The sequence below is a fragment of the Flavobacterium sp. FlaQc-30 genome, assembly GCF_044005885.1.
Lineage (GTDB): Bacteria > Bacteroidota > Bacteroidia > Flavobacteriales > Flavobacteriaceae > Flavobacterium.
This window is the reverse complement of sequence record NZ_JBIPCO010000009.1, coordinates 31,839-52,331: the sequence shown is the minus strand read 5'-3', so window position 1 is coordinate 52,331 and position 20,493 is coordinate 31,839. Positions and strand designations below refer to the sequence as shown.

The 20,493-nt window shown below is 32.6% G+C and carries 23 protein-coding genes; 9 read left to right on the top strand and 14 right to left on the bottom strand.

Going from position 1 to position 20,493, the window contains the following annotated elements:
• The first annotated feature begins 18 nt into the window (after positions 1-18).
• From ACHRV0_RS18590 to ACHRV0_RS18580, 3 genes are all read left to right on the top strand, one after another.
• Positions 19-1,161: an ABC transporter substrate-binding protein gene (locus ACHRV0_RS18590; protein ID WP_395442005.1), complete on the top strand. Its 1,143-nt coding sequence runs from the start codon at positions 19-21 to the stop codon at positions 1,159-1,161.
• A gap of 66 nt (positions 1,162-1,227) precedes the next feature.
• Positions 1,228-2,196, top strand: coding sequence for an iron chelate uptake ABC transporter family permease subunit (locus tag ACHRV0_RS18585; protein WP_395442003.1), 969 nt, complete (start codon positions 1,228-1,230; stop codon positions 2,194-2,196).
• A 122-nt stretch (positions 2,197-2,318) separates the two neighbouring features.
• On the top strand, positions 2,319-3,095 hold the full coding sequence (locus tag ACHRV0_RS18580) for an ABC transporter ATP-binding protein (RefSeq protein ID WP_395442001.1): 777 nt from the start codon (positions 2,319-2,321) through the stop codon (positions 3,093-3,095).
• 197 nt (positions 3,096-3,292) lie between these two features.
• Here ACHRV0_RS18580 and ACHRV0_RS18575 read toward each other — a convergent pair whose 3' ends face one another.
• From ACHRV0_RS18575 to ACHRV0_RS18540, 8 genes are all read right to left on the bottom strand, one after another.
• The gene (locus ACHRV0_RS18575) at positions 3,293-3,748 is read right to left on the bottom strand and encodes a tRNA (cytidine(34)-2'-O)-methyltransferase (RefSeq protein ID WP_395441999.1); all 456 of its coding nucleotides are present in this window, start codon (positions 3,746-3,748) and stop codon (positions 3,293-3,295) included.
• Between the two features lie 62 nt (positions 3,749-3,810).
• Positions 3,811-4,383, bottom strand: a complete 573-nt coding sequence (locus tag ACHRV0_RS18570) for a pseudouridine synthase (RefSeq protein ID WP_395441997.1) — start codon at positions 4,381-4,383, stop codon at positions 3,811-3,813.
• A 54-nt stretch (positions 4,384-4,437) separates the two neighbouring features.
• Positions 4,438-4,647, bottom strand: a complete 210-nt coding sequence (locus ACHRV0_RS18565) for a hypothetical protein (RefSeq protein WP_395441993.1) — start codon at positions 4,645-4,647, stop codon at positions 4,438-4,440.
• A 100-nt stretch (positions 4,648-4,747) separates the two neighbouring features.
• Positions 4,748-5,275, bottom strand: a complete 528-nt coding sequence (locus ACHRV0_RS18560; RefSeq protein WP_395441991.1) for a MepB family protein — start codon at positions 5,273-5,275, stop codon at positions 4,748-4,750.
• 40 nt (positions 5,276-5,315) lie between these two features.
• A complete protein-coding gene (locus ACHRV0_RS18555; protein WP_395441989.1) occupies positions 5,316-6,911 on the bottom strand; it encodes a hypothetical protein in 1,596 nt (531 codons plus the stop codon).
• The gene (locus ACHRV0_RS18550; RefSeq protein WP_256371693.1) at positions 6,908-7,384 is read right to left on the bottom strand and encodes an RNA polymerase sigma factor; all 477 of its coding nucleotides are present in this window, start codon (positions 7,382-7,384) and stop codon (positions 6,908-6,910) included. The genes ACHRV0_RS18555 and ACHRV0_RS18550 overlap by 4 nt, the downstream gene beginning before the upstream one ends.
• Before the next feature lie 127 nt (positions 7,385-7,511).
• Positions 7,512-7,910 carry a hypothetical protein gene (locus tag ACHRV0_RS18545; protein ID WP_395441987.1) on the bottom strand — a complete coding sequence of 133 codons (399 nt, stop codon included), beginning with the start codon at positions 7,908-7,910 and terminating at the stop codon, positions 7,512-7,514.
• Positions 7,911-7,920: 10 nt separating this feature from the next.
• A complete protein-coding gene (locus ACHRV0_RS18540; protein ID WP_395441985.1) occupies positions 7,921-8,784 on the bottom strand; it encodes a protease complex subunit PrcB family protein in 864 nt (287 codons plus the stop codon).
• 204 nt (positions 8,785-8,988) lie between these two features.
• Here ACHRV0_RS18540 and rmuC point away from each other — a divergent pair, with 204 nt between their 5' ends.
• The 4 genes from rmuC (at position 8,989) to ACHRV0_RS18520 (ending at position 12,135) form a co-directional block, all read left to right on the top strand.
• Positions 8,989-10,362: a DNA recombination protein RmuC gene (rmuC, locus tag ACHRV0_RS18535; protein ID WP_395441984.1), complete on the top strand. Its 1,374-nt coding sequence runs from the start codon at positions 8,989-8,991 to the stop codon at positions 10,360-10,362.
• Positions 10,363-10,393: 31 nt separating this feature from the next.
• A complete protein-coding gene (locus tag ACHRV0_RS18530; protein ID WP_089054192.1) occupies positions 10,394-10,942 on the top strand; it encodes an acyl-CoA thioesterase in 549 nt (182 codons plus the stop codon).
• Positions 10,943-10,972: 30 nt separating this feature from the next.
• Positions 10,973-11,368: a VOC family protein gene (locus ACHRV0_RS18525; protein WP_395441982.1), complete on the top strand. Its 396-nt coding sequence runs from the start codon at positions 10,973-10,975 to the stop codon at positions 11,366-11,368.
• Between the two features lie 227 nt (positions 11,369-11,595).
• Positions 11,596-12,135, top strand: a complete 540-nt coding sequence (locus tag ACHRV0_RS18520; RefSeq protein ID WP_129023525.1) for a YceI family protein — start codon at positions 11,596-11,598, stop codon at positions 12,133-12,135.
• 3 nt (positions 12,136-12,138) lie between these two features.
• Here ACHRV0_RS18520 and ACHRV0_RS18515 read toward each other — a convergent pair whose 3' ends face one another.
• A complete protein-coding gene (locus ACHRV0_RS18515; protein WP_395441979.1) occupies positions 12,139-13,050 on the bottom strand; it encodes a TIGR01777 family oxidoreductase in 912 nt (303 codons plus the stop codon).
• 97 nt (positions 13,051-13,147) lie between these two features.
• Here ACHRV0_RS18515 and ACHRV0_RS18510 point away from each other — a divergent pair, with 97 nt between their 5' ends.
• Entirely contained in the window at positions 13,148-13,810 is a 663-nt protein-coding gene (locus ACHRV0_RS18510; protein ID WP_129023523.1) for a TetR family transcriptional regulator C-terminal domain-containing protein, read from the top strand.
• Positions 13,807-15,111, top strand: coding sequence for an AarF/ABC1/UbiB kinase family protein (locus tag ACHRV0_RS18505; RefSeq protein ID WP_129023522.1), 1,305 nt, complete (start codon positions 13,807-13,809; stop codon positions 15,109-15,111). The genes ACHRV0_RS18510 and ACHRV0_RS18505 overlap by 4 nt, the downstream gene beginning before the upstream one ends.
• A 164-nt stretch (positions 15,112-15,275) precedes the next feature.
• Here ACHRV0_RS18505 and ACHRV0_RS18500 read toward each other — a convergent pair whose 3' ends face one another.
• The 5 genes from ACHRV0_RS18500 to ACHRV0_RS18480 all read right to left on the bottom strand — a co-directional run bounded on the left by ACHRV0_RS18500 (position 15,276) and on the right by ACHRV0_RS18480 (position 20,394).
• Positions 15,276-16,571, bottom strand: coding sequence for a cryptochrome/photolyase family protein (locus tag ACHRV0_RS18500; protein WP_395441977.1), 1,296 nt, complete (start codon positions 16,569-16,571; stop codon positions 15,276-15,278).
• A 36-nt stretch (positions 16,572-16,607) separates the two neighbouring features.
• Positions 16,608-17,048 carry a carotene hydroxylase gene (locus ACHRV0_RS18495; protein WP_395441975.1) on the bottom strand — a complete coding sequence of 147 codons (441 nt, stop codon included), beginning with the start codon at positions 17,046-17,048 and terminating at the stop codon, positions 16,608-16,610.
• 98 nt (positions 17,049-17,146) lie between these two features.
• Positions 17,147-17,986 carry a phytoene/squalene synthase family protein gene (locus ACHRV0_RS18490; RefSeq protein ID WP_129023519.1) on the bottom strand — a complete coding sequence of 280 codons (840 nt, stop codon included), beginning with the start codon at positions 17,984-17,986 and terminating at the stop codon, positions 17,147-17,149.
• Between the two features lie 4 nt (positions 17,987-17,990).
• Positions 17,991-19,457 carry a phytoene desaturase family protein gene (locus ACHRV0_RS18485; protein WP_395441974.1) on the bottom strand — a complete coding sequence of 489 codons (1,467 nt, stop codon included), beginning with the start codon at positions 19,455-19,457 and terminating at the stop codon, positions 17,991-17,993.
• A gap of 37 nt (positions 19,458-19,494) precedes the next feature.
• Positions 19,495-20,394, bottom strand: a complete 900-nt coding sequence (locus ACHRV0_RS18480; protein ID WP_129023517.1) for a MerR family transcriptional regulator — start codon at positions 20,392-20,394, stop codon at positions 19,495-19,497.
• Between the last annotated feature and the right edge of the window lie 99 nt (positions 20,395-20,493).

Genomic DNA, 20,493 nt, shown 5'->3' with positions numbered 1-20,493 from the left:
CTATCCAAAACGTAAAACATGAAATATTTATTCCCTAAGTTAATTTTTATTTTCTCTTTTTTTATCCTTACAGGATGTAAGAAGTCTGAAACAGTTGAGGTTGCAAAATCTGAAAGTGCAAAAAATAGTATTGAGTTTGCTTCAGGGCTTTCGATCATTAAATATGATGGATATTCAGTTGTTACGGTTATGGAACCATGGCCTGATGCCAATAAAAATTTCAAATACATTTTAAAAGAAAAAGATGCAAAGGTTCCGGATAGTTTGGCAACTTATACAACTATAAAAGTGCCTTTAGAGTCTATTGTGGTTACCTCAACTACTAATGTACCATTTTTAGAGATGCTTGAGGTCGAAAATAAACTGGTTGGTTTTCCACACACAGATTATGTTTCGTCAGAAAAAACACGAGCCTTAATCGATAAAGGTTCAGTAAAAAATGTAGGTCAAAATGAAAAATTAAATATTGAGCAGTTAATCGAATTAGCACCAAATTTGATCGTAACGTTTGGAGTTGACAACAATAATCCGATGTTGGATAATTTAAAGAAAAGCGGCTTAAATGTTTTTATTCAAGCAGATTGGATGGAACAATCTCCACTTGGAAAAGCAGAATGGATTAAGTTGTACGGAGCTTTGTTTGGTAAAGAAGAAAAAGCCAAAGAATTGTTTGATAAAATTGTAGAGAGCTATAATCAAGCTAAAAAATTGGTAGCAGATAAACCTGCATCTGCAACAGTTTTGTATGGTTCGATGTACGAAGATGTTTGGTATGTGGCCAAAGGAAACAGCTGGGTTGCCCAATTTATGAAAGATGCTCATGCCAATTATTTATGGTCAGATTTAAAAGGAACCGGAAGCGAAGGTTTGTCTTTTGAAAAGATATTAGTAAAAGCTAAAACAGCTGATTTTTGGATCGCTTCAGGATCTTTTAAAAGCTTAGATGAAATAGCAAAAACAAATCCGCATTACAGTCAGTTTGACGCTTTTAAAAATAAAAATGTGTATTCATTCGAAGGTAAATTTGGAGCAACAGGTGGAACGGTTTATTATGAATTGGCTCCGAGCCGTCCAGATTTAGTCTTAAAAGATTATATCAAAATTTTTCATCCTGATTTATTGCCAAGTTATGAGTTTACTTTTGCATCTAAATTAAACTAAGGTCAATTGATAAATAAAACACGAAATATAACTCTGTTTTCCATACTTGGTTTAGCACTTTTGTTTATGTTTTTCCTAGACATTAGTTTAGGATCTGTTACAATTCCGTTCAAAGAAGTCTGCAGTAGCTTAACAGGAGGGCAGGCAAGTAAATCAACCTGGGAATATATTATTATTAATTACCGTCTGCCAAAAGCAATTACAGCTATTTTGGTTGGAGTTGGGTTGTCTATAAGCGGTTTGCTGATGCAGACCTTGTTTAGAAATCCGCTGGCAGGACCGGATGTATTAGGACTGAGTTCTGGAGCAATTTTGGCAGTAGCAATTGTAATTTTAGGTGCAACGATATTACCGTCTTTTTTAAGCTCAGTTTTGTTGTCTCCGTATGGAATTGTATTGGCATCTACTTTAGGAAGTGTTTCAGTTTTGCTTTTAGTTTTACTGGTTGCACAAAGATTGCGAAATACAATGGCAATTTTAATTGTTGGACTTATGTTTGCCAGTTTTACAAGTGCCATTGTTGGGGTTTTAACTTATTTTAGTTCAGCTGAACAATTGCAGAAGTTTACCTTTTGGTCTTTAGGAAGCCTCGGAAATCTTTCTTGGACATCGATTATTATTCTGGCGGTTTGTATTGGTTTTGGATTGCTTTTAAGTGCAGGAAGCATCAAGCCTTTAAATGCATTGCTTTTAGGAGAGAATTATGCTAAAAGTATGGGTTTAAATTATAAGAGAGCACGATTAGTAATTATTTTGGCAACAAGTATTTTAGCAGGAAGTGTCACTGCCTTTGCGGGACCTATTGCCTTTATAGGTTTGGCTGTTCCGCATATCGCGAAGCTGACGTTTCAAACTAGTAATCATACTGTTTTATATTGGAGTACGTTTTTTTTTGGCGGCATAATTATGCTGTTCTGTGATATGGCATCACAGATGCCGGGATTAGAGGTAACATTACCAATTAATGCAATTACATCAATTATTGGTGCACCAGTTGTAATTTGGCTGTTAATGCGAAAAAGAAATTTTCAGTAAATTATGTTCGCCACAGATTATATGGATTAAAAGGATTACCTCATGTTATTAAAATAAATTAATCTTTAGAGAAAGAAAAACTTAGATACTTAGAACCTTAGCAACTCAGAACCTTAAAATAGATGAAATCAATTTTAAAAACTTCAAATTTAAGTATTGGATATAAAGCCAAGAAAGCAACTGTGACTATTGCCGAAAATTTGAATTTGAATTTAACTTCTGGGAAACTTATTTCGTTGATTGGTGCAAACGGAATTGGGAAATCGACTTTGCTGCGAACTATTACAGGAATTCAGCAGCCTTTGTCGGGAACAGTTTTTTTGAATGATAAAAATATCAATACCTACAAACCGTTAGACTTAGCCCAAAATTTAAGTTTGGTTTTAACCGAAAAACTGCCGCCAAGTAATCTTACTGTTTTTGAATTGGTTGCATTAGGCCGACAACCGTATACCAATTGGGTTGATTCTTTAACTGAAACTGATATTGAAAAGGTTCAAGAAGCAATGGTGCTGACACAAATCGAGCATTTGGCTCAAAAAAAACATTTTGAAATAAGCGATGGTCAATTGCAAAAGGTTTTAATCGCCAGAGCTTTGGCGCAGGATACAGCGCTGATTATTTTAGATGAACCTACAACGCATCTTGATTTATTGCACAAAGTTTCTTTATTTAAATTGCTTAAAAAACTAACTCAAGAAACGCAAAAATGCATTTTATTCTCTACTCACGATATTGATTTAGCAATTCAATTAAGTGACGAAATGATTATTATGACTCCGGAAAGTGTTGTTCAGGATGAACCATGTAATTTGATTTCAAACGGAAATTTTGCCACTTTGTTCAAAGATGAACATATTGTTTTTGATGCCGAAAAAGGAAAGTTTGTGATTACTTAGAGATATTTTTAGAAGCTTTGCTGTGCGAAATTCAAGTCCCAGCGCGACGTTATATTTATAGAAATGTTAATCACATTTAGTAAAACTAGCCTAATAGGGGCAAAATATATAGCTCCTCTGGAGCTTACATGATGGTTTAATTTTAGACTATAAATATTACGCTCCTCTGGAGCTTATGATGAAAATATTTAATTAATTTAAACTTTTAACCCAATCTGTCTTTTAGCTTCACCAACCACAAAAGCAACAGAATTTGCAATGTTAAAGCTGCGAATTAGTTTTGACATTGGAATTGTTAAATGGTTTTCGAAACGAGCCAAAACTTCTTTGCTTAATCCAACGCTTTCTTTTCCAAAAACCAACCAATCTCCATCTTGAAAATCTGTTTCTAAATATGATTTTTCAGCATGAGAGCTCATTAAAAAAACCCGTGATTGATCTGGAATCTGCTTGATCCATTCCTCTACATTTTGATATTCAGTAACATCAAGATGAACCCAGTAATCCAAACCAGAACGTTTTAGATTTTTATCGTTTATTACAAATCCGAAAGGATGAATTAAGTGCAGTCTACTTTCGGTTCCTACACACAATCTTCCAATATTTCCAGTATTATTTGGTATTTCTGGTTCTACAAGAACTACGTTTAGCATTATCGTTTATTTGTTTATTCGGTTAATCGTTAATTTGAGAATTATCTAATTTTCAAATTACCTTAATTATCTAATTTAAAATCAGAAACCTCAAGAACTTCTCCAGCTTTTAGGCTTTGCAAATATACATTTCCTATTCTAACGCGAACTAAACGTAAAGTAGGAAATCCAACGGCAGCAGTCATTTTTCTAACCTGACGAAATTTTCCTTCATTTACGGTAATTGATGCCCAAGAAGTTGGTCCGTGGCGTTCATCTCGGATTTTTTTTGCTCGAGGTCCAAAATCAGGAATTTCAGTTACAATAAAAGCAGAGCAGGGTTTTGTTTTGTATTTTCCGCCATCAAAACCTATTTCTACACCTTTCTGTAATTGTTCAATTGCTTCAGGGGTAATAATGCCATCTACCTGAACATAATATTCTTTATCGACTTTTTTACTCCTTATCTGCTCGCTTACTTTTCCGTCTGTTGTTAGCAGCAATAAACCTTCAGAATCTTCATCAAGTCTTCCAATTGCCATAGTTCCTTCAGGAAAGTCATGCAATTCGCCTAAAAGTTTTTTCTTCCTTTTCAATTCATAGATAAATTGACTTAAATAGCCATAAGGTTTAAAAAGAATGAAGTGTCGATGCATGTTTTATTTTTTTGCAAAGATAGCTTTGTTTTTACAAGTAATTCGAGTTTATCCTTACTCCTTATCCCTGTTTTTCATTTTACTCAGCCATAAATAAACAGACCAAATTACTGTAATGCCAAATATGAAAATTAAAGGAGTGTAGTAATTACTGAAAAAATCATGAAAATAAGTGCCTATTAAAATGTAAGCCGAGGCAATGCAAAGTTTCAAGATAATGAATTCAGCATTTGACCAGCTGGTTTTGATTTTGAAAAAGTTCATTTAGTTTCTTTTAAATTAATAGTTTAGAAACAGCATTTTATTGCAGATTGTCTAAAGTTATAAAAAAAAGACTTTAAGAACTTGGAAACCAGATTGCGTCTTATAATGTAAAAAGCTTTTTAAAAGTATTTAAATCAGTATTTGGGCTTATTTCATAGAAATAATTCAATTGCCATTGCTGTGTTTTTTGGGCTTGTTTGCTGGTAGTTTCATCCCAAGGCGGGTAAACTCTCGTGGCTCTTATCCCTTCTTTAGTTTCAGTAGTAAATATTCCTTTTTTAAGCAGAACATCTTTAGGGAAAACAAATTGTCCTAAAAGATTTTCTTTTTGAACGCTTACTATGACAAAATCAATAGAATCAGAATAATCAAAAGGTTCAATTACGCCTGATTTATTGCGCTTCCATAAGGTTACAAACTGACCAGTTTTGGTCGGGGTAATTTTGGCGGATCTAAATTTAACAGGCCGATTATCGATTTTAAAATCGAGAGCTTCATAATCTTGACTCTCGGTTTCTGGCTGAAGTTCAGAACAGGTAAAGCCGCAGATATCATAAACTAATTCTTTGGCAATACTTAAATTTTTAGAGAGAAAAACAGAATCTTCGAGTTTCTTATTTAAAGGCATTAATTTCTTTTTTGTGCGAAATTACAACAAAGTAAAGCAATTAAAAAGAAACATTAAGTCCGAAATTCAAACCCCATTGAAACTGATTGAAAGACTGACTGTTTAATGGATTTACATAATAATTCACAGCCGGCTCAACAAATACATTTGTTTTTTTGTAAACACGATATTGAATTGTACTGCTCAAAGTAGAACCATATACATAATCGTTTGCATTTACATTTTCGCCCATAGAACTTCCATCAATAGAAACACTGTTTGAGATCAATTTACCAACAAATCCACCAGTATTTAAATTAATGCTTGCTTTGTTTTTACTAAAAATAGAATAAGAAACTTCTAGCGGCATTTCGACATAGCGCAGATTTTGATCTAAATTTCCAGTTTGTATATTCTCACTTTTCATAGCCTCTTTTGTACTGTTTGATACTAGCACATAATTTGCGTCACTTGCAATATGTGGAGCTGACGCATTTTGAGCAAAATAGTCACTTGCGCTAAAAAACGCATTGTTTTTGGCACTTAAATAAGAAACATTTGCGACACTCTGACCAAGCTCATTAATTTTAACTCCAGAAGCGACTGCCCATTTTTTATTGATTTTATATTGCGTTTTTACTCCGTACGAATTACTTTGTTTAGAGTCGTTTACGTTTCCTAAAGTTTTATTGTTTTTATAGTTTTCAGAGCTGCCCACACCTGCAAAAAGCTGCAGCGCCCATTTGTCTTGTTTTGAGAGTATTTTGTCCTCTTTTTCTTTTTTAGTTTCAGTTGCGGCAATACCTTTTTCTAAATTTTGAAGCTCTCTAAGTTGTAGAGAATCTTTTTTAGTCAAGCCGTTTGTAGTATTCAAATTGTTTTTCGAATTTTCAATTGGGCCGCTTGCAATCGATCTGTTTTCTTGAATTGCTTTATCTGTTTTTTGCTTGTATTCAGAAGTGTTTACAGCATTGTTAGAAAGACTAAGAACTGTTTTGTTTTGCGTTTTTGAAGTTGTCTTTTCTTCAAAAATAGAACTTGCAATAGCGTTGTTTAAACCAGTATTGAATTGATTTTTTTTACCTGAAGTAAAGGTTTTTTCAGCCAGAACTCTATCTGCTTTTCTTTTTTCAATATCTGATGTTTGATTTTTTGAAGATGCGTTAAAGCCATTTGCTTTTGCAGGAACATAATTTTCCTGAACCGCAACATTGTTTAACGTATTTTTTGAGGCATTTGTTTTTGGGTCTGCCTCATTTTTACCGTATTTAGATTGTGAATTTACAGCTGGATTTACAATTTTCTGATTTTGGTTTGATTGATTATGTTCGTTTTCTGATGATGAAATTTGATTGTTTATTGATTTGTTTTCTTTGTCGTTAGTGTTTTTATTAGCTTTTGACTCAAGTACAACTTTGTTATTATCTAAAGCATCATTATTGATAGTTTTGATTCCAGAGTTAGAAGTAAAATTCAAAACAGAAGGGAGCAATAAGCCTAATAATAAGCATGCTGCCGCCGACCACCAAAGAATTACTTTTTTCTTCTTTTTAGGTTTATCAAGTTTTTCTTCAATTTGTCCCCACAATTCAGGAGGCGGAACACTAGAAAAGTCTTCCATTGATGAAAAAATATCTTCTATATCCTGCTTTTTCATGCTATTTTAAAATTTTTTATGCTCAGTATTCTTTTTTGCAAAATGTGCTTTGCCCGGTTTAAATTTGATTTTGATGTGCCTTCAGAAATATTTAGTAATTCGCCAATTTCTCTATGTTTTAGTTTCTCAAAGACATAGAGATTAAAAACCGTTCGGTATTGATCTGGTAAATCTCTAATATATTCCAGTAGTTTCTCTTGTTCTATTGGTTGAATGTCTAAATCCTCTTCTTCGACAAAATCAGTGTCAGGATCAAAAACATCTAGAAAGAAACTCTCTTTTTTCTTTTTGTTTAAAGTCTCGATCAGCTTATTGATAAAAATCCGTTTCAGCCAGCCTTCGAAACTTCCTTCAAATTTATATTGGTTCATTTTTTGAAAAACAATGACAAATGCTTCCTGAAAAACATCTTTGGCGTCATCTTCATTTTTCATATATTTAAGACATATACCATATAAAACAGGAGAGAACAACTGATAAATTTTCAGTTGTGCCTCTCTGTCATTTTTAATACATTTCTTAATATATTTTTCTAAATCGTCTTTCAAAAAAAGTGGTATTGTTTGGTTTTGCAAAAATAGTTTTTAAAAGCTTATAAAACTATCTTTTAAAGATAGATCGGGAAGCATCTTTGTTATTACTTACAATTGTTAGGTTTTGATTGTCAAGCTTTTCTATGATATATGTTCTGCCTTCAAAAGTAATAAGATCGTGCTCTTCCGAGTCAAAATAGCCAATCCCTTTTTCTATTTGATATGTACTGTTTCTAATCTCTACATTGTTCTTATAAGTAATCACTCTGCCATTTGAAGTGAAAACTATTTTTTTTGCAAACCCAATGGTTTTAGGTGTCGCTGTATAAGGATTATCTTCTCCTCCAATTGACTTTTCCCAAATCCAGGTATTTACTATAGAACCTGTGTTTACGACCATCGATTCTAGCGAATAAGCCGAAGAGAAAATACACAATACAGCAAAAAATAGAAAATGTTTTTTCATATCACTAAATTTAGTTTAAACTGATGATCTTTTGTTGAATAGCTTTTTTAAACAATATTATTTCAGTGTTTTGATCTGGAGTATCATTGTTGTCAATGTAAACTTTCGTAGTAACAGTTCCTTGAGTTAACTCAAAGTAAACACCGCCTTTACCAGCTGGATCAGGAGTTCCGTAAGTTTTTGTTCCGCCTTTAAGTGCAAGAATTTCTGCAGGAACATTCTTTAAGAATTCAGTATACTCGCTTTTTTTCGTTTTTGCAGTGTATTTGTATTGCTCAAAATCATATTTTCCATCCTCAATATTTAAGAATTTCAAAATGTTAAAATCGTTTAATTGAAAGAAAGTATGAGGACTTGAAAGACCAAAATCTCCCATAACAATATTATCAGAGCTTTCGTTTGTTCTGTTAAACAAAATTGTTTTTGTTGTTTTTGGAATCAATATAAAATCTGATGGATAAGTTGGAGTCTGTGCAATAGTTTCACCAGCTAAAGGACCTTTTTCATAAAAATTAATAATAATCTGGCATTTGTTTTCTACAATAGTTGTTATTTTTATGTCATAACCACTTGTAGGTTTTGCTCCCGCAAAAATTCCTACCAAAAAATCTTTTGTAAAATCAATATTAGGATCATTGGCAACTGGACATGTGTTTTCGCGTTTTTCGAAGTAAGCTTCTAATTTCTCTTGAGAATTTAAAACAAGTGCAGTAGGGTTGTTAGGCAGGGTTTTTACACTATAAGAACATAAAAGAGGAAATCCTGTAAAAGGAAGTTCTTGAACAGGCCCGCAATCTACTGTTATATCTTCATTTCCTAATGAGCAAGCACTCAATCCAAAAGCTACAAATAAGCTCAACATTATTTTTTTCATGATAAATTTTAATATAGGTTATATTCTCATAGATGAACGTGTTTGAAAATGGTTGCGTCTTTTTTATATTTTTTTTGCATAAGAAATAGAAATTAATTTCAAATTGTTTTTTTATTTGCGAATGAATACTAATTCGTGAAATTTTACTTTATAAACCGTACTACTACGTATTATTGCGTACTTTTACTTAAAAAAAACTTAGACATGTTCGATTTTCTTCCGTATTTATTGGCTTTTGTTATTGCTTTATTTCTAGGTATATACTTAGGTAAAGTACTGTCTTCGGCTAAATTTCAGTCAGAAAAAGTGGGTTTAGAAGAAAGGCTGCATGCAAATACAAATCAGCTGCAAGCACAAAAAGAACAGCAGGAAAATGAAAAACTTGCTTTTCAAAAACAGCTTCAATTAAGCAATCAGGAAAAAGAGAGTATTCGAACTGAAAAAGACAGCCTTGCGATTCAGCTTTCTAAAAAAGAAGTCGATTTTGAGAATTTATGGGAACGTCATAAAGAGCAAAAAAACGAAATAACGGAGCTTCAGGATAAGTTTACAAAGGAGTTCGAGAACTTAGCCAATAAGATTCTCGAAGAAAAATCGGTTAAATTCACAGAACAGAACAATGTGAATATGAAAAATATCTTGCTGCCACTGCAAGATAAGATTCAAGGATTTGAGAAAAAGGTAGAACAAACCCATAAAGAAAGTATTGACTATCATGCAGCACTTCGCCAGCAGATTATTGGCCTAAGCGAAATGAATGTTCAAATGAGCAAAGAAACCCTAAATCTTACCAAAGCTTTAAAAGGCGATAGTAAAATGCAGGGAAATTGGGGCGAATTGGTTTTAGAACGTGTGCTGGAAAAATCAGGTTTAGAAAAGGGCCGTGAGTACGAAGTACAGCAAAGTTTTGTTACCAGCGAAGGTAATCGTGTTTTTCCTGATGTTGTAATAAATCTGCCCGATGGTAAAAAAATGATTGTCGATTCTAAAGTGTCTTTATCAGCTTATGAAAAGTATATTAATGAAGAATCAGACATTCTTAAAAACGAATATTTAAAAGAGCATTTAAATTCGATAAAAAGACACGTTGAACAGCTTGGTAATAAAAATTATCATGAACTGTATCAAATAGAAAGTCCCGATTTTGTATTGCTTTTTATTCCGATAGAACCTGCTTTTGCAATTGCCTTAAACGAAGATTCAACATTATACAATAAAGCTTTTGACAAAAATATTGTAATTGTTACGCCAACAACATTGTTAGCCACATTGCGCACTATTGACAGTATGTGGACAAATCAAAAACAACAGGAAAATGCGTTTGAAATCGCTAGGCAGGCAGGAGCGCTGTATGATAAATTTGAAGGTTTTGTAACTGATTTAGTCCGAATAGGGAATAAAATTAAAGATACGAAAACGGAATATGAAAGCGCCATGAATAAACTAGTCGACGGCAAAGGAAACTTGATTTCGAGTGTTGAAAGACTAAAAAAAATGGGCGCTAAAGCAAAAAAATCACTTCCAGATAATATTGTAGCCAGAGCTTCAAATACGGATGAAAGTGAGTTACTAAATTAAAACGAACCAATAATACCACAAACATAAAAATATGACTGCAGATTTTAAACCCGTTTCTTCATCAAAAATTAGTATTTCAGAATTGATGCTTCCATCACATACCAACTTTAGCGGTAAGATTCATGGAGGATATATATTGCAATTACTAGATCAAATTGCTTTTGCAGCCGCATCAAAGTTCTGCGGTAATTATTGCGTTACAGCTTCTGTTGATACCGTAAATTTTTTAAAACCAATTGAGGTTGGTGAACTTGTTACCATGAAAGCCTCTGTAAATTATGTCGGGCGAAGTTCAATGGTTGTTGGTATTCGCGTTGAAGCAGAACATATTCAAACAGGTGTTGTAAAACATTGCAACTCTTCGTATTTTACCATGGTAGCCAAAGATAAAGACGGGAAAAGTGTTCAGGTACCTGGACTTATTTTGTCTAATTTAGAAGAAGTTCGACGTTTTAGAAAAGCAATTAAACATATCGAAGTGAAAAAAGAGATCGAAGAACATGAAAAAGTCACTACGGTAAGTTCTATCGAAGATTTGGCCAGCTTAGAAAAGTATAATGTACTTTTAGAAATTAGTTAGTTTTTTTATTAAGGTTAAAAATAAGAGAAAATGGTAAAGTTTGGTTACACAATTTTGTATGTAGAGAATGTAGAAAAAGCAATTACGTTTTATGAAAATGCATTTGGTTTTTCTAGAAAATTTGTAAGTCCAGAAAATGATTACGGAGAGTTGCTTACGGGAGAAACTACTATTTCATTTGCTTCAAAAAAACTTGCAGTTCAAAATTTGAAAGAAGGTTTTATAGAAAGCGATTTAAATAATAAACCTTTTGCTTTTGAACTTGGATTTATAACAGATAATGTTGCCGAATTGGTTGAGAAAGCAATTTCTTTTGGAGCCGTTTTAGAAACAAGTCCAAAGGAAAAACCTTGGGGTCAAGTTGTCGCCTATGTGCGAGATTTAGATGGTTTTTTACTTGAAATTTGCACACCAGTCGAAATGTAAATGAGAAGCTGTTTTTAAGGGATTATTACATTTTAAAAAGAAAAAATATTCACAAATATTTAGCATTAGTTCCAGAACTATACGACGGAAAATTTCGTAACTTTAAAATAGAAAGTTAGTTGCGATTTTTTCACGGAGTACTGCCATTCCTTTTTTTAACTTACTGTAAGTTTGTTTTTCTCTATTTTAAAAAATGAAATGACATAATTGTTTAACTGCTGACGATTATGAAAAGAACTACATTATTATTTTTACTTTTTACCGCATTTTCGATAACAGCTCAGGAAAAATTTAAAACCACTTCGGCGATTATAAATTTTGAAGCTTCAGTTCCTTTCTTCGAAGAGGTAAAAGCGGTAAATAAGCTCGGAACTATTGTTCTTGAACCTCAAACAAGTACTTTAATTTGTACTGTAATAATAAAAGATTTTCGTTTTAAAATGGATTTAATGGAAGAACATTTTAACGACAATTATATCGAAAGTCATCGTTATCCTAAAGCTTATTTTAAAGGCAAAATACAAAAATTTGACATCGCACAAATTGATGAAACCTCAAGAGAGTATGATGTCAAGGGGAAATTATATATTCACGGGAAATGGAAAATGATTACGGTAAAAGCGTTGTTGAAAAGAGTTCCGGAAGGGATTCAAATTGTTTCTGCTTTTCCAATATCAATTTCTGACTTTAATATAGAAATTCCTTATGTTGTGGCTAATAAAATTTCAAAAACAGTTCAGACAGATTTAAGCGGAATAATGAAATAATGTTTAATTTGTAGTGCTGATAAGCGCTTTTTCTAAATCAGTAAATTGAAATTCAAATCCAGTTTTTTGTATTTTTTCAGATGACACCCTTTGCCCTTTTAAAATAGCTTCGCTCATTTTTCCTAAACTTATTTTAAGAATAAAAGAAGGAATTTTAGGAAGCCATATTGCATATCCGTATAATGCAGCTAGTATTTTAGAGAATCTCAAGTTTGTAGTATTATCAGTAACAGCAGCATTGTACGGGCCATGCATATGTTCGTCTAGAAGAGCTTTTAAGTAAATCTGACATAAATCGTCAATATGAATCCAGGGTAAATATTGTTTTCCAGTTCCTATAACCGCACCAAAACCAGATTTAAAAGTAGGACCGAGTTTCTTTAAAAAACCTTCATCTCTTCCCAAGACAATTCCAGTTCTAATTTTTACGGTTCTAATGCCTAAAGCCTTCAGTTTGTTTGATGCATTTTCCCATTTTTGGCAAATAGTACCTAAAAAGTCGTTTGCAGGCTCAGTCGTTTCAGTACAAATTTTATGGCTCGTAACGGCACCATAAATTCCAATTGCCGAAGCTGAAACAAAAGCATTTAATTTCTTATCGTTTTTTTCTAGAATAGAAAATATCAAATCAATTGGTTTAACCCTGCTTTCCAGAAGTTTTCTTTTTCTTCTTCGTGTCCATCTTTTTTCAACAATTCCTTCGCCGGCAAGATGAATAATGTAGTCCGCATTTAAAACAGCATTTTCATCAATATAATTGCTGTTTAAATTCCATTTATAGTAAGTGATCTCAGGAGTGTTTTCTTTGTCGGTACGGCTTAAAACAGACACAGTAAAGCCAGCTTCAATTAGAGCATTTGTCAAATGCCTGCCAATGAATCCGCTTCCACCTGTTATTAGAACATTTTCAACCATGATAGTTTATAATATATTTAACAGCGCATTCTGTTTAGGGACATGTAAAGGTACTTAAACAATGCTTACCTTTAAGGCAAATTCTAAATTTAATGAAATGGCGACTAAAAAAAAGACTATCACAAAAGAGGATATCGTTTCAAAATACATGAATGAAGTTTTAGAAAAAGGAACAAAACCAAAATCAGTTTATCATTTTACCAAAGAAAATGATTTTACAGAAGCTGAATTTTATTCTTTTTTTGGAACGTTAGAAGGTTTAGAAAAGGAAATATTCCGACTGTTTTTTGAGAATACAGTCAATTTACTGCATAAAAATGAAGACTACCTTGAGTACGACATGAAGAATAAAATGTTGAGTTTCTATTTTACCTTTTTCGAAATTTTAACCGCAAATAGAAGTTATGTGCTGCAAGTGCTTAAAATGGATAAAAACCCGCTCAAAAATTTAGTACAGCTTACTTTGCTTAGAGATAATTTTAGAAGTTATGTTTCAGAAATCTTAACTGATGATTATAGACTTGAACAAGAAAAACTGCAAAAATTTCAAGAAAAGGCAATTCAAGAATCAGCTTGGCTGCAATTAATGCTCACCATAAAATTCTGGATGGAAGATGAATCTGCAGCTTTTGAGAAAACAGATATTTTTATCGAAAAATCAGTTAATGCATCATTTGAATTGATGAATGTTGCACCAATGAATCATTTGATCGATTTTGGAAAATTTCTATTCAAAGAAAAAATATACAGCAAACAATGAAAACGATCGATTATATTCCAACCTCGAAAATAGAAAGAGCCGGAAAATTGGTTCAAACTGGAGCAAAAATTGGTGTAAATTATGTTAAGCATTATGCCGAGAAAATGGTTAATCCTGATTTAACTCGAGATAAACTGAACGAGAATAATGCCGAAGATATTTATGACGGATTAAAAAGCTTAAAAGGCAGTGCGCTCAAAGTGGCTCAAATGTTAAGCATGGACAAGAATTTTTTGCCTCAAGCTTATGTCGAGAAATTTTCATTATCGCAATTTTCAGTTCCGCCGCTTTCGGCACCATTAGTGTTAAAAACATTCAAAAGTAATTTTGGCAAAACGCCTTATGAAATTTTTGATGAATTCAATGCAAACTCTGTAAATGCAGCAAGTATTGGTCAAGTGCATCTGGCTAAAAAGAATGGTAAAAAACTGGCGGTTAAAATTCAATATCCGGGAGTTGCCAACAGTATCTCTTCAGATTTGGCTTTGGTAAAACCTATTGCGATTAGAATGTTTAATCTGCAGGGAAAAGATTCAGATAAATATTTTAAAGAAGTCGAAGATAAGCTTATCGAAGAAACAAACTATTTGTTAGAATTAAAACAAAGTCAAGAAGTTGTTGAAGCCTGCAGTAAAATCGAAAACATTATTTTTCCTAATTACTATCCAGAGTTCTCGTCAGAGAAAATTATCACGATGGATTGGATGACGGGAATTCATCTTTCAGAATTTACCGCGAAAAATAAAGATCAGAAAGTTGGCGATGAAATTGGACAGGCGCTTTGGGATTTTTATATGTACCAAATTCATGTTTTAAGAAAAGTACACGCAGATCCGCATCCTGGGAACTTTTTGGTTGACGATCAAAATCAATTAATTGCATTAGATTTTGGTTGTATGAAACAAATTCCAGATGATTTTTATACGCCGTATTTTGAATTGATTAATAAAAATGTAATCACAGATAAAGATTTATTTAATCAAAAATTGTTTGAATTAGAGATTCTTAGAAAAGATGATACGCCGGCCGAAATTGAATATTTTACTGAGATGTTTCATGATTTACTGTCGCTTTTTACAAGACCTTTTCAAAACGAAACTTTCGATTTTTCTGACGAAACGTTTTTTGACAGCATCGCAAAATTAGGAGAGCGTTTCTCTAACGATACAAATCTCAAAAAAATGAACGGAAACAGAGGTTCTAAGCACTTTATTTATATGAACCGTACTTTCTTTGGTTTGTACAATTTAATGTTTGATTTGAAAGCAAAGATTGTTGTTGAAAATTATTTGAAATATTAAGGATAAACGCAAAGTTTGTCATCCCGAGGAACGAAGGATTTCCATGAGAAACTCCATAAAGATTGATTATAAAAAGCATGGAGCAGTTTACGAAGATCCTTCGTTCCTTGGGTTGGCAAGATTGTGGGTAAACGTTCAGGAAACTTGAAACCTGAAATAAAAAACTATTTCAAAATTCCAGCTTTATAAGTTGCAATCGCTCGATCTCTAGCAAAGGCATGATCGATCATTGGTTCAGTATAACCAAAATCAAATTCAGGAATCCATTTGCGAATGTATTCACCTTTAGCATCAAATTTCTTTTGTTGAATTTCAGGATTGAATACTCTAAAATAAGGTGCGGCATCACAGCCGGTTCCTGCTGCCCATTGCCAGTTTCCTACATTTGAAGCTAATTCGAAATCTAGAAGTTTTTCGGCAAAATAAGCCTCTCCCCACTGCCAGTTGATTAATAAATGTTTGCATAAAAAACTCGCCACAACCATTCGAACGCGATTGTGCATATATCCTGTTTCGTTTAGCTGACGCATTCCTGCATCGACCATCGGGTAACCAGTTGTTCCAGAACACCAGCGCTTAAAATCATCTTCGTTATTGCGCCATTGAATTCCGTCGTAAGCTGATTTGAAATTGCTGTTTACACAATTAGGAAAGCTAAACAGAATTTGAATGAAGAATTCGCGCCAAATTAGTTCGCTTAAAAAAGTTTGATTCTTTCGATTTGCCCAATTTACCAATTTCCGAATACTCACCGTACCAAATCGTAAATGCGGCGAAAGGTAAGAAGTACTATCTAGAGCAGGAAAATCTCTAGTTTCTTTATAATTGGCAATCTGAGTTAAGTTATGCGGAAGTACTTTTATAAGGCTTCGGTCAAAACCAATTTCGGATAATTCTGGAAATGTAAATTGACTTCTTACAAAATTAGATCGAAATGAACTGGAATCATATTCAATCGCAGCTCCTGAAAAATGATATTTTTCAAGCCATTTGTTTTTATAAGGAGTGTAAATGGTATACGGAAGCCCATCAGATTTTGTGATTTCTTTCTCTTCAAAAATTACGTGATCTTTATATGAAAAACACTCTATATTGTTTTCCTTCAATAAAGAGCAAATGGAAATATCGCGTTTGATCGCAAAAGGCTCATAATCTTTATTAAAGAAAAGGTTTTGAATGTCAAACTCTTCTAAAAGTGATTTCCAAACTTCAGTAGTTTTTCCTTTTTTGACTAATAATGAAGAATCTAAAGTTTTTAATTCTGAATTTATCTTTTGAAGCGAATCGTAAATAAAACTTACTCTGGCATCATTTGCAGGAAGATTTTCCAATATATCATCATCAAAAATAAATAACGGAACGACAGGAAAGTTTGATTGCAAAGCATGAAACAAACCTGTATTGTCTTCCAGACGCAAATCACGTCTGAACCAGAAAAAAGAAACTTTTTGTTTTGTCATTGTAGTGAGAATCTATCTTGATGCTTAAAAAGGGGTTTACATTTTGTAATATTTAAACGGAACAAACAACATTCCGAAACATTCTCCTTTTTCTTTGGTTAAGTGTTTATGGTGTATTTTATGCGCCTTTCGTAATCCGATGAGGTATTTGTTTTTAGTGTTTTTAAACCATTTAAAACGCTGATGAATTAGAACATCATGAATTAAAAAGTAACAGGCTCCATAAAGTGTTACACCGCAGGCAATGAAAAACAAATAGTTGAAACTACCCTGAACGCCAAAATAGAATAAGAGAATACTTGGTATTGCAAACAGAACAAAGAAAATATCATTGCGCTCAAAAGGATGTTCGTATTTTGGCTGATGATGATCTGCATGAAAATACCACATGAAACCGTGCATCACATATTTATGAGTAAGCCATGTTACGCATTCCATGAATAAAAAAACGCCTAAAAAGATTAAAAAAGAAACCATTTTTTGTGTTTTGAATTTGTTATAATAATTGTTTTGATTTTATCATTTACTTGTTCTTGTCATTTCTCCTTTCGGTCGAAATGACAAGCGGAACAAAATTATACTAGTTTCAATTTATACGTTACAAATGACTGCGCCAAAAGTCCTGCTTTTGTATAATTAGAAACACGAATCCTTGAGTTTCCAATTTCATGATAAGGTGTGTTTTTTAATTTAGTAAGCAGTTTTTTGTAATAAACATAAGCAGTGTAAACCCCAAATTTTGCTTCAATTGGCAATTTTACAATTCCTTGATAGGCAATATTAAAATCGTCTTCGATTTCGTTGATAATTTGTGTTTTTGCAGCTTCAGTAAAATTATTCAAATTGATGCCGGGAAAATAAGTTCTGTTTAAAATCAAATTATCATCTTTTAAATCTCTAAGGAAATTTACCTTTTGAAAAGCTGATCCTAATCGCATTGCTTCATTTTTAAGCTGTTCGTATTTTGTATTATTCCCTTTTGTAAAAACCTTTAAGCACATTAAACCAACAACATCGGCAGAACCGAAAATATAGTCGGCATATTCAGTTTGTGTGTTATAACTTGATTTCGTGAGATCTTGTTTCATGCTTTTTAAGAATGCCTGAACTAAATCGTCAGTAATATTATATTCCTTTACAGTATGTTGAAAAGAGTTTAGAATTGGGTTAAGGCTTATTCCCAGATTAACAGCTTTATAATATTCTTTTTCAAAATCGTCGATAAGACTTTCTTTTTCATAATCATGAAAAGAATCGACAATTTCATCAGCAAAACGAACAAAGCCATAAATGCTGTATATCGCATCGCGAATACTTGGCGAAAGCATTTTTACAGCTATCGAAAAAGAAGAACTGTAGTTTTTAGTAACCAGTTTACTGCACTTGAAAGAAACGTCGTCGAATAGTGATTTCATTTTTTTACGATCTAAAAGATTTTTGAATTAATTCAGCTGCTAGTTTTCCTGATATTAAAGCAGGTGGAACTCCTGGGCCAGGAACGGTTAATTGTCCTGTGAAATATAAATTTTTAACTTTCTTACTTTTCAGTTTTGGACGCAGGAAAGCTGTTTGCAATAGAGTATTAGCCATTCCGTAAGCATTTCCTTTGTATGCATTATAATCTGCAACAAAATCATTTTTGCAAAATGATCTTTTAAATATAATGTTATTTCTGATCTCTTGCTGGGTAAGATTTTCAAAACGACTTATTATTTTTTCGAAATATTCTTCTCTTAATGCTTCACTATCTTCAATTCCGGGTGCAAGCGGAATTAAGAAAAAACCGCTTTCCATTCCATCTGGAGCTGCTGTTAGATCTGTTTTAGATGGAAAATTGGCATAAAATAAAGGTTCTTCAGGCCAATTTGGAGTATCGTAAATAGCACTTGCATGTTTATCGAAATCAACATCAAAAAATAAAGCATGATGTGAGATGTTTTCTATTTTTTTATTAAAACCAACAAAAAACAGGAGAGAAGAAGGAGCGAAAATTCGGTTGTCCCAATACGTGTCAGAATAAACGCGATGCTCTTTTTCGAGCAAAGTTTCAGTATGCTGATAATCGGCACCACTCAATACAACATCAGATTTTATAAATTCTCCGTTAATAACAATTCCTGCTGCTGTTTTGTTTTCAATGATTATTTTCTCAACAGCAGCATTAGTTTTAATTATTACTCCAAGTTCTAGAGCAAGACTTTCAATGCTTCGAACTACATCAAACATTCCTGTTTTAGGATGCCAGGTTCCAAGACCAAAATCAGCATAATTCATAAAATTATAGAAAGAAGGCGTTTTAGTTGGTTTTGCTCCAAGAAATAAAACAGGAAATTCTAAGATTTGAATTAGTCTTTCGTTTTTAAATTCTTTACGAATGTCAATACTTATAGAACCAAAAAACTGATTAAGTTTTAAAGCTGTTTTGGCAGTAATTAGTTCAAGAGGAGAAACTCCCGGACGATAAACCAAATCTTTTATGGCAATGTCATAATTGCTTTTAGCTTGATTAATAAAGGTTTCTAGTTTTTTTGAACTGCCTTTTTCAATGTTTTCAAAGGCATTTTTTATTTCTTCTAAATTATCGCAAATAGTAATAAAATCGTTAACTCCAAAATAAACTCGATAAGCAGGATTTAGTTTTATGAGCTCATAATAATCCGATGGTTTTTTATCAAAATCCTGAAAAAAACGTTCAAAAACATCTGGCATCCAATACCAGCTTGGTCCCATATCGAAAGTAAAACCATCTTTTTTAAACTGTCGTGCCCGCCCGCCTATAGAATGATTTTTTTCGTATACAGTAACTTGATTTCCCTGCTGAGCCAAGTAACATGAAGCAGCCAAGGAAGAAAATCCTGATCCTATGATTGTTATTGTTTTCTTCATTTGTTTAACAAATGTACAGAAAAGTTAAACAATAGAATTAAATTCTTTCGATTGTTTCTTGCATTGAATCAAAAATTTGAATTCTTTCGGGTAAAACTTTTTTATCAATATACTCAACCATATTGCCTATCAACCATATTTCATTGTTTTTCAGCAATAGTTTTTGTCCCATAGACTTTACATATTGATTGATAACGCTGCGGTCTGGCTGAATGGTCATCATTGATACAAAAGTGATGTTTTCAAAATGCTTCGTTAAATCCTGCAGGTTTTCTATCGGCATACTTTCGCCAAGATAAATGGTTTTATATCCTTTTGATAAAATTTCGTATTGAAGATAGAGCAATCCTATATTGTGCACTTCATTTAAAGGCAGTGAAAGCACAAAGATTCTATCTGTTTTTGTTGGTTTTCGAATTTGAAGACTTTCTGTGTATATCAATATTTTTTGCTTAATCAAATGACTCATAAAATGTTCATTTGCCGGCGTGATGGTTTCTGACTGCCACAATAATCCTAGTTCTTTCAACAAAGGAAGAAAATGTTCTTTGAAAACTTCTTTGAATGTTTTTTCGGCAATAAGCCAATCGAAAGTATTGAAGAATAATTCCTGATCAAAATTCATCATTGCCATTTTAAAAGAAGTTATGGCATAGTTTTGAGAATTTTTCTTCGATATAATTTCGCGAACTAGTTCTGGTATCCTTTCCTCAGGATAAGTTGCAATTTTAGAAATTTTATAACCATACTCATGCAGTAAAGTTATATTTAGTAGTTTTTGCAGATTCTGCAGATTGTAAAATCTTATATTAGTATCTGTACGCATTGGTTCTAGAATATTATATCTCTTTTCCCAAATACGAATCGTATGCGCTTTTATTCCAGATAAATTCTCTAGATCTTTAATACTGAAAACAGTTTTTATGTTGTTTACCATTTTTTACAATTAGATAAACAAAAATAGAAGAAAATCTTAGAAAATCTCTTAGCTGACAATGAAAATCATAGATTATTAGTGCTTTACGCTTGTTTTTGT